16 protein-coding genes are annotated in these 13519 nt (G+C 59.9%); 7 read left to right on the top strand and 9 right to left on the bottom strand.

All coding sequences use genetic code 11. The features are described from left to right. The first annotated feature begins 595 nt into the window (after nt 1–595). Together CRT60_RS09900 and CRT60_RS35605 are read left to right on the top strand one after the other, a co-directional pair. Complete coding sequence (locus tag CRT60_RS09900; protein WP_098736292.1) at nt 596–1909, top strand: tyrosine-type recombinase/integrase; 1314 nt, start codon at nt 596–598, stop codon at nt 1907–1909. 41 nt (nt 1910–1950) lie between these two features. Then, nucleotides 1951–3210 (top strand): hypothetical protein, encoded by a 1260-nt coding sequence (locus tag CRT60_RS35605; RefSeq protein WP_143273190.1) that lies wholly within the window; start codon nt 1951–1953, stop codon nt 3208–3210. A 117-nt stretch (nt 3211–3327) separates the two neighbouring features. On the opposite strand, the gene CRT60_RS37750 is transcribed toward CRT60_RS35605, so the two are convergent. After that, nucleotides 3328–3705, bottom strand: a complete 378-nt coding sequence (locus CRT60_RS37750) for a helix-turn-helix domain-containing protein (protein ID WP_425290402.1) — start codon at nt 3703–3705, stop codon at nt 3328–3330. A 14-nt stretch (nt 3706–3719) separates the two neighbouring features. On the opposite strand from CRT60_RS37750, the gene CRT60_RS09905 reads away from it, so the two are divergent. Next, nucleotides 3720–4109 carry a hypothetical protein gene (locus CRT60_RS09905; protein WP_098736215.1) on the top strand — a complete coding sequence of 130 codons (390 nt, stop codon included), beginning with the start codon at nt 3720–3722 and terminating at the stop codon, nt 4107–4109. 67 nt (nt 4110–4176) lie between these two features. Here CRT60_RS09905 and CRT60_RS37755 read toward each other — a convergent pair whose 3' ends face one another. Further along, nucleotides 4177–4677 (bottom strand): lecithin retinol acyltransferase family protein, encoded by a 501-nt coding sequence (locus tag CRT60_RS37755; RefSeq protein ID WP_143273193.1) that lies wholly within the window; start codon nt 4675–4677, stop codon nt 4177–4179. Between the two features lie 180 nt (nt 4678–4857). Next, on the bottom strand, nt 4858–5199 hold the full coding sequence (locus CRT60_RS09915) for a hypothetical protein (RefSeq protein ID WP_098736217.1): 342 nt from the start codon (nt 5197–5199) through the stop codon (nt 4858–4860). Between the two features lie 695 nt (nt 5200–5894). Here CRT60_RS09915 and CRT60_RS09920 point away from each other — a divergent pair. The 4 genes from CRT60_RS09920 (at nt 5895) to CRT60_RS35615 (ending at nt 7855) form a co-directional block, all read left to right on the top strand. After that, entirely contained in the window at nt 5895–6122 is a 228-nt protein-coding gene (locus CRT60_RS09920) for a hypothetical protein (protein ID WP_098736218.1), read from the top strand. Further along, the gene (locus CRT60_RS09925; protein WP_143273198.1) at nt 6115–6330 is read left to right on the top strand and encodes a hypothetical protein; all 216 of its coding nucleotides are present in this window, start codon (nt 6115–6117) and stop codon (nt 6328–6330) included. The genes CRT60_RS09920 and CRT60_RS09925 overlap by 8 nt, the downstream gene beginning before the upstream one ends. Nucleotides 6331–6332: 2 nt before the next feature. Continuing rightward, nucleotides 6333–7169 carry a hypothetical protein gene (locus CRT60_RS09930; RefSeq protein WP_098736220.1) on the top strand — a complete coding sequence of 279 codons (837 nt, stop codon included), beginning with the start codon at nt 6333–6335 and terminating at the stop codon, nt 7167–7169. Nucleotides 7170–7591: 422 nt separating this feature from the next. After that, nucleotides 7592–7855: a hypothetical protein gene (locus tag CRT60_RS35615; protein ID WP_143273199.1), complete on the top strand. Its 264-nt coding sequence runs from the start codon at nt 7592–7594 to the stop codon at nt 7853–7855. 76 nt (nt 7856–7931) lie between these two features. Here CRT60_RS35615 and CRT60_RS09935 read toward each other — a convergent pair whose 3' ends face one another. The 6 genes from CRT60_RS09935 to CRT60_RS36155 form a co-directional block, all read right to left on the bottom strand. Then, nucleotides 7932–8339, bottom strand: coding sequence for a 3TM-type holin (locus CRT60_RS09935; RefSeq protein ID WP_098736221.1), 408 nt, complete (start codon nt 8337–8339; stop codon nt 7932–7934). A 2-nt stretch (nt 8340–8341) separates the two neighbouring features. Continuing rightward, on the bottom strand, nt 8342–8794 hold the full coding sequence (locus CRT60_RS09940) for a structural protein (protein WP_161958010.1): 453 nt from the start codon (nt 8792–8794) through the stop codon (nt 8342–8344). Nucleotides 8795–8804: 10 nt separating this feature from the next. After that, nucleotides 8805–9074: a hypothetical protein gene (locus CRT60_RS09945; protein ID WP_098736222.1), complete on the bottom strand. Its 270-nt coding sequence runs from the start codon at nt 9072–9074 to the stop codon at nt 8805–8807. A 10-nt stretch (nt 9075–9084) separates the two neighbouring features. Then, nucleotides 9085–11151 carry a TrbL/VirB6 family protein gene (locus CRT60_RS09950; RefSeq protein ID WP_098736223.1) on the bottom strand — a complete coding sequence of 689 codons (2067 nt, stop codon included), beginning with the start codon at nt 11149–11151 and terminating at the stop codon, nt 9085–9087. Then, the gene (locus CRT60_RS09955) at nt 11148–13043 is read right to left on the bottom strand and encodes a transglycosylase SLT domain-containing protein (RefSeq protein ID WP_098736224.1); all 1896 of its coding nucleotides are present in this window, start codon (nt 13041–13043) and stop codon (nt 11148–11150) included. Before CRT60_RS09955 ends, CRT60_RS09950 begins: the two co-directional genes overlap by 4 nt. Nucleotides 13044–13047: 4 nt before the next feature. Further along, nucleotides 13048–13519 (bottom strand): hypothetical protein (locus CRT60_RS36155; RefSeq protein WP_161958011.1); only part of this gene is annotated, 472 nt, incomplete at its 5' end.

Genomic DNA, 13519 nt, shown 5'->3' on the forward strand with positions numbered 1-13519 from the left:
GGCTGACGGGCGTTTTCTCTCGCCGCAAAGCCTTGACTGGCCGCGAGAAAAATCACCATATAGTGATGTTCCCGCACTGTCGGCATTCGCCGGCAACGGGCTTGGAAGACCATGGGCGACCGTGGCAGGTTTCGGCGGATGGCGATGACAAGCTGGCCGGGACCTCAAGAATCGGGCCTCACTGGAAACAGTGAGGCCCTTGTCATTGCTCAATTCTCATTGCTCATTCCATTTCCCGGCCCCATCCCGGCCTCAAGCCTCCGCCCCCTGCGCAGCGGCCGCGACGTCGTGGCGGGCGCGGTCGGCGCTTGCCAGCCCGTTGAAGTACCAGTTCAGCGCCACCGCCGTCAGGGTGCCGAGCAGGATGCCGCTGTGCAGAAGCGGAAAGTGGTTTGACTGCGGCCCTAGGTTTGTCGAACCAGCGCTAACGCGGACATTGCAAGCGTTGATTTCCTTGCCGCCTTGAGCAACACTAGCGCTAATGGGCTGCTGCTGGCGATTAGCCGGACAGTTCGACAGAAGTTTGACAGGGGGTAGCGATGCCCGATGTCAACCGGCTGGACCGCGCTAACCCTTGCGCTTAGGGGGCTTGCTGTTGGCGAGACAAATCAGGAACACGAAGATTGACACGCGGAACGCCCGCGACGCCATCCCTATCGGTGCGGCAATCATCTATGCAGACCTTGGCGTCGATGGGGCTGACCTGGGGTATCGGCGGGGGAAGACCGGCGGGAAGTGGCTGCTCCGTAGGTACGTGGGCGCGAAGAAATACGCTGTCGAAACTCTGGCCCTTGCAGATGATCGGGCAGATGCGGACGGTGTGAACGTCCTTAGCTACCGTCAGGCGCAGGCTCTGGCCCGCAGCCGGCATGAGGCGCTTACCCGGCAGGAACGAGGCCTACCAGACTCATCCGGCCCCTATACGGTAGCGCACGCCATGGCTGATTACCTGTCCCACAAAGAGGCGGAGGGCGGGAAGTCGGTCGCTGATGCCCGCATCCGATCTAACGCGCTGATCGTCCCCCAGATCGGCGGCATTGAGGCCGCCAAGCTCACCCCTAAGCACATCCGTGATTGGATGAGCAAGATCGTGACGACGCCGCCACGGCTCCGCACCAAGGCGCCCAAGGATGGGAAAGGCCCCGCCCCTGTCCGATACATGGACGTTGATCTCAGCAGCCCTGAGATAGCCAGGAAGCGCAGAGCAACCGCAAACCGGATGCTCGGCATTCTTAAGGCAGGACTCAATCACGCCTGGAGGGAGGGGCGGGTTCCCTCTGACGAAGCATGGCGCAAGGTCCAGCCCTTCAGGGAGGCCAATGCCGCGCGCCTACGGTATCTTTCTGTGGAGGAAGCGCGGCGCCTTATCGAGGCCGCAGAGGGCGGGTTCAGCGCGCTGATGGAAGCTGCACTCCAGACCGGCGCACGTTATTCCGAACTGGCGAACTTTCGGGTATCCGAATTCAATCAGGACGCGGGAACTGTTCACGTCCGAGCCAGCAAGGGCGGGAGATCCCGGCATATCGTCCTGACCGACGAGGGGCAGAACCTATTCCGACGTCTGTGTGAAGGAAAGGCACCTACAGCCTACATCCTTGCTCGGGACGATGGATCGCGGTGGCAGAAAGGATATCATCTAAGGCCCATGCGGGAAGCGGCGGAACGGGCCGGCTTCGGCTCCGATGTTTCGTTCCATATCCTGCGGCACACATGGGCGTCACTGGCCGTCATGAACGGCGTCCCCCTCATGGTGGTATCAGCCAACCTCGGGCACGCCGACACACGCATGGTGGAAAGGCACTATGGGCACCTTGCGCAAAGCTACAAGGCGGATGCGATCCGCGCCAATGCGCCGCGTTTCGGCGTGAACTTTAATCCGAGCATCATTTCTTCATTGGGTGCAAAATGACTAGGAAAGCTACAACTTCAAAAGAAGCCGACTTGCTACACATGGTTTTCGAAGCGGAAGGCCCCCCTATTGATAATGAAAACACCGAATGTTTTCACTTCGATGCCGGCGTATTTATTTTCCAAAATCCAACAAGCATGATGCAGAATTATGTAAATGTACTTGTTCACTACTTTAAATATCAAGATGTTGATGAGCCGCCATCGATTGATGATATCCCGGAAAGCCTCCGCGATGCGGCAAAGGCTAGCTGGCATGTCGCAGAAGCTTCGATCTTGGCCGCGCGAGCTGTCTTCCGCGCGGGATACCAGTATTTTACGCCAGATGTTTGCCATACTCTATCCAAAGTAACTGATGCAAATTTTTACGACGCTGAAGATGAAGTTTGGAGCGAAATTAGATATAGATTTCAAGAGGTATTGTGGAAATACAGCGCAAGTTACTGTGGGGAACATCGCGCAGCCATTTATAACAGCTTTGCTGAAGCTGTACGTGTTGCATGTGTCGCTAGCGCTTCGCTACTCCCTGACCGTTATCGTTCGTTCCAGCGGCTCGCGCCGCTTCTTATCGATGTTGCAAAAGGCCATGAACAATCAACTGCGATATTCGTAGAAGGAGCCCTACGATACCTGAAAGAAAGCGAGCAGCGCAGCATTGTCAAAGGCACACAGAAGAAAACTCGTAAAGAGCAAGACGGGGATGAGAAAGGTCAGCGCGCCAGCGACATAGAACGGGTTGGCCCCGCTTGGTTCCACCAGCTTACTGTATTTCTTCTTCATCTCTGCCAGATAAAAGTCATAGAACTCACGCCGGCTATCGTTGCATTGGCTTCTTACGCCTCGACGGTTCCCAACTCGGGAGCAAAGGGCGCGAAGGCCGCGCGCTTCCTTGAGGCGTTACAAGAAAACAAGCGCCCAATTTTCGCACATGAAGCCCCCATCACCGTAATTGTAGCAAAACGCCTTGCATGGGAATTGCTGACTTATGCGGATGCTAATAGACAAATTTCCTATATGAGAAAGATTGAACGCGCAGTAGCCTTCTGCCGCGACCGTTTGGCTTCGTCTGGCGATATGCCAAATCCTAATGAATTGTCTCAGGCTTCTGGATTGTCTTGGACTGATGCCGAAGACTTGCTAAACAGCAATGTTCTCTTGTACGAAGTGGATGAGTACCACGTTCGCTGGTTGAGAGCCGTTGAACACGCAGAGGACTGCCCTGATTGTCGTGCGTTGGCCGAAAGCTCGGAAATGAAACGCTACAAGACGGGCGGCAAGCGTCTTCCATCGTCCACAGATTGATGCGGATAAGTCTTTGGATGGATCAGTTAACGTGGCGCCCCTTCATGCTGACCCGGCTGCGGTCTGATCCTTCATGGAGGGGCGAGTCGTCTCCGATCAGCATGAGGAAGCTTTGCCTCATCGCTTTGCTATGGCCTTCAGCTTTTCTACCGTTCTAAGCGCTCGTTCATTACGCTCGTTGTCCATGTGCGCCTGCTGTTCGGCAAGAAGAGGCGGGCGTCTGATAGGTCGTGCTGAGGAAACCGTGGGCACACTGCGAGTGACAGCACGCTCTGCAAGGTAAGTGCGAACGTCGGCAGGGGCGATCAGGTACCGCCCTGCAACGTATGTCGCACCCATCCTACCTTTCTTGCACTCGTCCGATACAAAACGGGAGGAGCACCGCAGCACCTCCGCAACTTCCGCAGGCGTTGCGAGGTCCGGCAACTCATCGATTGCTCTGATCGGTTTCGACACGGCACCCTCCGCAGACTTGCTCACCGGATCATTGCACATGTTCGCATGCGCAGATGCAGCAAGATCGCGATCAGCGCACGATAGCTGTTCCGTATTCACTGAAGCTGGACAAGGCGATGGTCAAGGTCAATGAAGCTGAATGGGATAAGGCTAGGAAGCTCAATGCAAACGGCGGGAACAAACTCACTGAGGTAGAAAAGGAACTGTTGGGGCGGGCTATTCGGCTGGAATTTCCGATCATTTATGTCAGCCTTCTTCCTGAAATAGCTGACCTGTTTAGGGAGCTTGCCGATACCATCGACAGAGCTTTAGAGTCCCAAGAGGGAACACTTCGCTCTAGGCTGGCTCAGATCAAGTACGAAGCTCGCATGTTCCAAGGGATAGTCAGGGATCGTCGGGCTGAACTGGAAAAGGCAGAACGGGAAGAAAGTCAAAAGCGCTAAAAAGATGACAGAGACCGGCCGACAGAGAGTGCAAAGGTCTAACCATCTGCCAGCACTCCATAGTTGGCTAAAATATCTGTGGGCGGTTCCATACTCTCCACGAGTTAGCGCCGAGTGTATTCCGAGTTCTATCTTTCAGCATCCAAAGAAAATTGTCAGTGTTATTAAAGTTTCCAGTCAAACAACCAGACGAAAATTGATGGCAATTATCCAGAAGAACGTTATATGCTCTTTTCTTTCCAATCATTGCTCTTGCTCGCGTGGCAGTTTGTACATCACCTACCGAAACAGTCTCTGTACACGAAACATATATGCTTATAGCGGTGTTCAGGCCACCAAGGCGATTTAGGAATTTTTCTGGAGAAACTATTTCCACATAACCGGATCCATCCAAATGGACAATTTCATTGTTACCAACGTAAACACCACTATGCTCGCAAAACCCTAACGCCAAATCACAATAGACAATACTCCCAATTTTCGGGTAAACAGTCTTTCTAAACACATTATCCACGAAACTCTCAGCGACATTAGACATTACCTTTCCGGCTAGAGCGTACCAAAACATTTCTTTCCTCACTATTATTTTGTAGATATAGGATATTATTTTCTCAGAACATTTGGCAGGTTGGTGCGGTTTGATGTACGCAGACTGACCCGATAAAATCGGGTCAGTTGATCATCACTTCACCAGAAGCGAAGTGCGGCGGCGCATCGGACTGGCCCTCTGTAAGAGGGGCAGTCGCCCTCAGAGCCGCTTCATCACCAGATCAGAACAGGGCTTCATGGACGCCGACGATATGCGGGTGAACTCGTCCTCGCTCTTCGTGGCTTGGTCCAGCGTCTGCCAGTCGTTGGCGCCCGGCTTGGCGCGCTGGACTGCCGCCAGAGCAAGGGCCTGATACCGTTCCACCGTGGTCGACTTCGACAGGTTGTCCGTCATGCACTTGCACGCGGCCGGGGTGCCGTGCTGCTGAGTGCAGTTGGCCTGAACCTGTTCCCACGTCGTAGGGCGCGCTGCCGTCGTGGTCTGGCAGCCGACCAGAGAGAGGGCAGCAGCCCCGATCAGGAAGGGAAGTCGCAGCTTCATCGTTCAGCCCCCAGAAGCGCGCGAGCGTCCATCGCTCAGCGCAACCGGGGCAGCATGAAACGGTAATCGTCGGCTGTCGAGACTCAGCTTGCCACAGGAGCGGCAGACCACCGGCTAGGGGCTTCAGCGTCCCATCGGATGCCGGGCCTTCCGCTGTTTAGGAACTCAAATCCCTCTCGCTCCAGGGTGAGTTGAAGCTTCCGCAGGGTCTCCCCGCGGCTGTCGGCACCGTTCTCAAACCGGCTGATGGTGACGTGGGAAATTGGCTCTCCGCTGTCGCGGGCCACGGCTTCCGCAAGGTCTTTTACGCCCCATCCGCGCACCGCCCGTGCGGCGCGGACCTGTTCCCGAGTGATCATTCGGCCCCATCCCATACCATGGACGTGACCGTAACATCTTCAGGCCATACCCTGAAAGACGATACTCATAAGTGATATCTCTGGACACCGATACGCTAATCGGGTTAGCGTTTGCGCTCACGAAAACATACACCCGGAGGGGAGCTATGTAGCCCCGCAACGACTCGTGCCCGCAAATGAAGCGGGCCGATTGAGTGCTGGAACCACTCAATCGGCCCTGACATCCCGCCCGCCTTAGGAGAGGTGACGGCAATGCCTAAACATGTCCTCACTATAGCCCCGCAATCGAAGAACGCAATAGCTGTTCAACGTGTGGGACGCAAAAATTCTCCCGTCTTGCGCGTCGTGGAACGCGCCCCCGCCCTGCCGGAAGCGCTCCGCCAAGCCCTGGACGCTGCGGAGACGTTCGGCAATGCCCCGGCCCACTGCCGCAGCCTGATTGAACGCACCGTCAACGCGCTGTTGACCGTGCTGGACTGCATGGATGCCGATCCGGACATGGAGCCGGAAGAAGACCGCGGCGAACTGGACCATCTGCCTGATGCGGAGGTGGCCCATGCGTGAGCCACAGCAGAAGACCGCGCTCGATGCCGACACCACGAAAATTCTGGACGTGTACGGCCGGATGACGGCAGAGCAGCAACCACATTTCCTCAACCTTATCCGTGGCCTGACGGATGACGATTGGCCTTTGGTTGAGCGATCCCTAGTCGCGCTCAACAAAGAAGAGCACCTGCCGAAGTTTCATGCGATCTTGAAGGTGGAGGGTTGAAAATGGACAGGCGTTCTCTTCTCAAGGGCGGCGCTGCCGCCATTCTCTCCGCCCCCATCGCTGGCGCCCCGGTCCATGCCATGGAGGATGACCACCTTCTTTCCCTCTGGAGGGACTTCCTCGATACAGACGCTCGGCTCGATGCCCTAGACCAACAGGCAGCAGAAGCCATCGCCAAGATGCCCACGTGGGCGCGGTGGGACGACAGCCTTACGGGCTTGCGCCGGCTTGCCCCGGAGTGGAGGCCGGCTATCCGGAAACGCAATTCGGTCCCCGACGACTTCCCCCTCCGTCCGCTTGAAGAGGACATCAAGGCGCTGAACAAAAAGCTTGTCTATGAAGCTGTGGGGCGTTGGATTGATGAGAATTACCCCGCCAACGTGGTCCACGGATGGGTGGGTGCCGGGCTGAGCGAAGAACTGCTGAAGGCCCGCGTTGCGGCGCAGTCGGCCCCTAGCGTCATCGCGGAGCGGCTGTTGGGAGAACAGCGCCTTCTGGAACACGCAAGGCAATACTGTAATCAGCATCGTTGGGAAAAGAGGACCGGACTTAAGGCCATTCGGAAAGAGCAAGACAAGATTGTAGATATCGCCTGCGATCTGAAATGGAGTATAATTGACGCTCCGCATGCTTCTTCTGTTGGAATGCTTATCAGGCTCAGGGTTTTTGTTTACCAGAAGACGGAGCAATTCAGCCGATTGATGGATGATCTGGACTCAGACGATCAGTTCATCATTAGGATGGTCTACGAACTGGAGCGCAGCCTTCTTCGGGACGCAGCGGCGCTGATACCGCCGTTCCCGAAACTGGACGCCTACATGCGGGGGGTCGCAGCATGACGCGACAGCAAGCCCTGGACGCCATCGCCGCGGGGCATAAGCCCCTCCTTTATCAGCGGAGAGTGGAAGCTAATGCGCCTCTGGATCAATGCGCTTCAAGTTGCCTTAGTCATCAAGACGACTTCTAGCGCGTGTGATAGAATGGGTCCGTTAGCCAAATCGGAGTAGACTGGATGCCTTCCATCCGCCTCGCCCGTATCGACTACGGTCGATATACACGAACCAATACACTGAGCCCTCATCCGACGGTCGCGTTCGAAATCGAGCGCGGTGAGGAAACTTTTGAAATACCAATCACCGTTTCGTTGCGAGAACTAGAAGCCCCGGTCACTGACGAACAAATAATTACAGTAGCCAGAAGGACGCTTTCTGCGCTTCTAACCGATCTTAGCGAACAAGCTGCCAAGTGGAGAGCCCCATAAATGGCCGTTGATAGAACACCTCATGTACGTCTCGCCCGCATCGATAAGAAACAGCCAGGATGGGCAGTCAACTTTGAAATCGTCAGTGGATACTCTGTTTCTGGCTCTGTAGAAATCATGATATCCGGTCATGCTGGAAACATTGGAAATGAAGATGTTGTTTTGGCAGAAGCCAAGGCTCGTCTGCACAATGTATTCACCGAACTCGCCGATCAAACTAAATCCTACGCAGAAGCCACTCTATCTGATCCTGAAAAAATATAAGCATCCACTTACAGGGGGATGCCTGCGACGCCTCAGCAAACAAGCTTTTTCCCTGCTTGCTGAGGCGCTTTTTCTATTAACGCGCTACGCCCTTCGCTTTCTCATAACTCCGGTAGGCGCCCAACCCCAACAGCGGAACGAGTAAGCTCATCAGCGTATCCGTGTCGATCTGCGGCATGGGCGTACCGGGTGACCAGATCGACAGCGCCCACCCCATCAGCGGATAGCCGATGGTCTGGACCAGCAAGCCACCAACGCAGACCCAGCCGGCCGCCGGCCGCCAGCCCGAGACAAACACAGACGGGTTGGCGGCCTCTGCGGCGTTGACCTGAAGCTGTGCCGCGTCGCCGGCTTGGAGCATGCCCACCAACTTCGCGTTGGCTTCAGCCGCAGCCTTTGCCTTGGCGTCCGGATCGGGAATGCGGTCGATCAGGTCGGAGAGAAGCGGCGCTAAGGCGGTGATGAGCGGGATTGCTACTGCCATGATCAGGCTCCCCCGAGAGCGAGGCGTGCGGCCTTGCTGTAGATGCCGGGCTCATACCAGTCTGCCGGGCGGCCTGTCGGAGCCCTGCCGTTTTCGTGCGACACGATGGCGCGCGTGATGCTGACCATCATCACTGGCTCAGACCAGTTCACCGCGGCGTCCGCGTCGACGCCACACCGCCGCGCGACCGTCTGAACATAGGCGTCGGTATCGTTCTCGTTCGGCGGCGCCCATCGTCCGATGGCCTGCCGGATCGTGCGGAGCCCGTGCTTGTTCCGATAGGCCAGGAGGGTCCGCATCAGGGCACGGAGCCCATACACCGGGTCATCGAAGGTGCAGAACGCGGTGTCGGGCTGCTGTTCGGACAGCCCCTGCCAATCGTTGCCGTGCCGCAGGTTGCCGGGGTTGTTGTTCCGGATGCCGCGGGGGAGCTTTTCCAGGGTGATGGCGGTCATGATGCGATCCTCACTCGGCGGGGCGCTTGTTGACGGCAGTCAAAATCTGATGGAGGTAGTTCTTCACGTCGTGAAAACCCTGTTCCACGCGCGCTAAACGCTCCCCTAAGTCGTCGTGGTCGTCCACGCGCTCCTTGAGGGAGTCCAATGACTTCCCTAAGCCGTCGATCACCGCGTCACGCTTGGCGGCAGACCACGACATGCGGATAGCGAACCACAGGAAGCCGGCCGCCGGGATGGCGACTGCCCCGATTGTCTTGAGGATGGTTTCTTGATCCAAGGCGGGGCTCCTAATTCAGTAGGCCGGGGAGAGACACGCCAGCGGCGCGGGCAAAGGCATTGGCGCCAGCGGCAACGGGGCGTTCGGCTGCCATGTTGGAATTCAGCCGGTGCTGAAGGCGCGACAGGATGAAGGCGTTCATCGTCGGATCGGTCTCATACAGCAGCCCGGCAAGGCTGTTGGCTGTCGACGGGGTGAGGCCAGACGCGCGACGGACGGCAGACCCTGCGGCGTTGATCGCTGCGCCCTTCAGGTCGCCGCGGAGAAGGTTCGCAAGGACGCTGTTGTCAATCTCCATGTCGGCAGCGTCGGCCTGCTTGTTGGCCGTCTGAGAGCCGCCACGAATGAAGTTGCGCCGGCCGGTCATGTCGGCTTCCGTCTTCACCCTGCCCAAGAGGGCATCTGCCGCGTCCTTGCCGAGCGCCGCGGTCAACTTCTCATTCAGCCCCTCACCGGAGACGCGAAGAGCCGCGTTCTGCCCCGGCTGAGCGGTGTCTCGGAAGAGCCGGTCACGCAACGATTGAGCCACGCCGATGCGGAAGAACTCCTTGTCGGCATCCGACATGCGGGCCACTTCGCGGGCAATGTCGGGAGCGTCCATGTTCGCGAAGTCCCGGCCGCGCTGCATCATGTCGCGTGCCTGCGTCGGCCCTGCCCACGCCTGACGAGCGGCGGCATAGTCGGGGTTCAGACTGTCCACTTCGCCCAAGAAGGCGCGGCGCACCTGATCAATTGCCCGGCCGCGCTCGTCCAGGGCAAGGCGCCCGGTCGTGCTGTCCCGGTATCCCTCAAGGATGTTGTCCAGGCCCTTCTTGACGGTATTCAGCGTGCGCATGTTCGGCACGTTCGAAAGGATCGGGTCGCCAGCTTCATTGAAGCCGGTGATGGCGTAATCGAGCGGGTTGAACTGCTCCCCGCGGGCAAGCGCTTCCATCCGCTGGATTGCCACGCCGTCCTTAAGCCCGCTCTTGGTGATCGGATCGTCTAGGAACTGCTGCAACCGCTCCGACCATACCGGCTTCGTGCTCATCGCCTCCGGATAAAGCCGCGCTGCATCGGCTTCGCGCTGAGCCATCAGAGCCGCCGCTTCATCGTGGTAGCTCTGCGGCGCTACGTTCGTGCGGATGTCCTGCCCGAGCCGCGCAACCTGCCCAGCCTGCCGCCCCTCAAGCATGTCTGCCGCAACCTGCCGGGCCGTGCCGGGGGTGCCGGCTGCCGCCCGAGCGAGACCAAGCGTGTTCTCTCCGCCAACGTCCAGAAGTCCAAGCGGCTTGTCCGTCGCCGTGAACCTGCCGGGGAGCTGGTCAGGCGTCACCCCATCGCGCGCCAGAGCCTGGAGCACCTTGTTTTCGGCGGCCTTGTCCGCGTTGCGCAGCCCGAGAGCGGAGCCCGCCCAACCCAGCACGCGCCCGCCGCCGGAGATGGCCGCCGGGACGGCAACGCCCAGCGTGCCACCCACCGCAGCACCGGTCAGCGCGCCGGCCATCCGGTCGGACGCGCCGCCTTCCGCATTGCCCGCGCCGCTAATGGCCCCCATGGTCGCGCCGTTCTTCAGCAGATCGCCCACCATCCGCACGCCTGACTTCGCCATCGGCAACGCGACTTCGGTTCCGCTGCGAATGGCGTTCAGGGCACCGGCCGGAGCGGCAACCATGCTGCCCAGCGCTTCGCCCCCGAGAGCGGCAACGGGATGGGCGTCCTTGTAGGCGGCAAGGTCGGCACGCTCCGCCGCGAGACGGTCCGTGTAGGTCTTGTTCAACTCGCTCTGGCCGTCCTCGAAGCCGAATGCCTTGCTCACGTCGGAGAGCGGCGTATTGCCCATGACGAGGTTTGCCACCCACCCCGGAAATGCCCGGCTGGCCGCGTTGAACTCATCACCCATGCCAAGGGTAAGACCCTGCATGATCTGGCCGCGGAGACCGGAAGACAGGGTGTCGCCTGTGGCTTTGGGCTGCGCCGGCTGCGCACCAATCGAGCCCGAGAGCACGTTCTTGACGGTCGCGGACACCACGGCGTCGGGGGTGCCATCGGGGAATTCCAACACGGTGCCGTCGTGAAGCTGAGCGCGTACGGTCATGGGATCATGTTCCCCTGTGCGTCAAACCGCAGCGTCCGACCCCCGCCGCTCGGGCTGACCGGCTGCGTGGTGGTGCTTTGCGGGGCGGCAGATGGAGCGGCAGGCCGCGGACGGTTGGCCCATTGCAGGTCATATTCCAGAGGATCGCGACCGTTCACGATGGAGTGCTGGTAGATGCCGGCGTATCGGTCGATCTTCCCTTGGAATTTCCGCTCGGCATACGACTTGATGGCGTTGACCACGGACAGAGGGTCGGTCGCCTGCGCCAGCGACTGCTGAAGGAGCTTGGCGTCGTTGTCGGTTGGGTTCGCGCCAAGCGTCTTCGCGATGGACTGCGTAATCTGGCTGTTGGCGCTCTGGAAAATGCGCAGTCCGGCCGGGTCTCCGCCCGTGATCCGCTTTGCCGCATTCTCCGGCACGCCGAACCCCTGCAACAAGGCCGCCGCGTTGCCCCGCACTTCAGCCGTGGCGCCCGGCTGGAAACCGGCGGCCAAGGCATCGCTCTGCTGTTGGATCACGTCCAGGCCCTGCCGCGCCGCCATGGCGTCCTTGTGGGCTTCGTCCACGATGGCCGCACGCTTGGTGCCTAGATCGCCCTCAAACCTGCCCTGCTGCGTGCCGGGGGCCGGGTTGGGGCTCTGGTAGACCACTCCGCCGGCCGGCTGCCCCTGTGCGGGCTGACCGCCGGGGAAGGGCGTAACCAGCGTTCCGCCCGGTCCGACCTGTTCCACGCGATACGGAGCCCGAGCCGCTTCTTCCGCCCCTGCGATCTGGCCGGCATAGGCCGCGCGTCCCGCCTGCTGCCCGACGCTTTCGGACATCGACTTTTCGCGCGTGGCATCGGACACGCCCGGCGGAAGCTGGAAGCCGTTCGGCCCCATCATCAAGCCGTTCTCCGCCTGCTTCGTCGCGGCGTAGGTGTTCAGTGCCTGCGGGTTCACCTGCGGCTTGCCGTTGTCGTCCGTCGAGACATACCAAGGCGTCTCGCCTCGCTTGGGGACGAGGTTGGAAGCGATGGAGTTAAGCGCAGCTTCGTTGCCGCTCCGGATCAGCGCGGCCAGTCGCGGGTTGCTGCCGTCGTACTGCTTCGCCAGGGCTTCAATCTGCCCCTGCTGCTGCGCCTTCTTGGCGAATTCGAGTTGCGCAAGCTGCATCGCCTTGGCGTTCTGAAGCGCCGCGCCGAACCCCTGCATACCCTTGGTGAGGCCCTCGCCCATGTCCCGGCCGGACATGAGCCCTGCGGCCAATGCCATCAGCGCCTGACCCTGCGCCATCCCGTTTCCGAGTAGGCCAGTCCATGGGCTGCTGTTGGCCGACGCGGCGTCACCGGTCGACAGAAGGCCGGCGGGCGTCGCTGTCTCTGGCATCGCCGCTACTCCATTCGCTGTGTTGACGCTTTGTCCGGCGGAGCTGGTCATCGTCTGCACCGGGGTGCGAGATGCGACGTTGACCGGCGGGGCCTGTGTGGGGTCGATCAGTCCGAACCGAGCGGCGCGCTGTAGGTATCCCTGCGTCACGCCCGGCAACGTCGAGGCATCCCCCGTCTGCCGGAATTTGGCGGAACCGCCGGGGCCGGCGTTGTAGGCCGCAAGGGTCTTTGCAACGTCGCCGTGGTTTGCCTGGAGGTTCTCCGCGATGTATGCGGTCCCTGCCATGATGTTGTTGGAGGGGTCCGAAGCGTCGGAGCCCAGCCCGTGCCGACGCGCAAGGTCAGCGTAGGTGCCGGGCATAACTTGCATAAGCCCATACTCGCCAGAGCCGCCGCGCAAGCCGGCATCCCCGCCGTAGTTCTCCAGGGCCATCACGCCGCGGATCAAGTTCGGGTCGACACCGAACCGCTTAGCCGCCGCATCAATGTAGGGGTCGTATTGGCTGAAGGACGGGGCCGCCATGGCTTCACCCGATCACGCCGCTGAGACCGGAAGCGGTCGAGTCGAGGATGGGGCGCGTGATCGTGCCCGCGCTGCTGCTGCCCAGGTTGCCGAGCAAGCCGTTCGCACCGAAGATCGGGTTTCCGGTCAGCATCGAATAGGCGCCGCCAAGGCCCGCCGCGGTGCCGAGCCCGGTCTGCAACCACGATGCGCCCGGCAGGGTCGTTGTGGACGTGCCGCCCATCGACATGCCGGGGTTGAGGTAGGCGTTCCGCGCCGCAAGCTGCTTCGACAGGTAGTCCCGCTGAGAGAGGAAGTCGTTATAGGCCAGATCAAGGTTGCTCTGGTTGTATGCCTGCTGCGTGCCGCCGATGCCGAGCAAGGCGTTGATGTCGTTCCGGCCGTACTGCTGCCCCTGACGAGCTATGCGGGAAACTGGGTGATGACGGTCTGAAGAGGGCGGCGTATCGAGGCTGGTGACGAGCCTGCCCGAACCT

The sequence above is a fragment of the Azospirillum palustre genome (assembly GCF_002573965.1).
Classification (GTDB): domain Bacteria; phylum Pseudomonadota; class Alphaproteobacteria; order Azospirillales; family Azospirillaceae; genus Azospirillum; species Azospirillum palustre.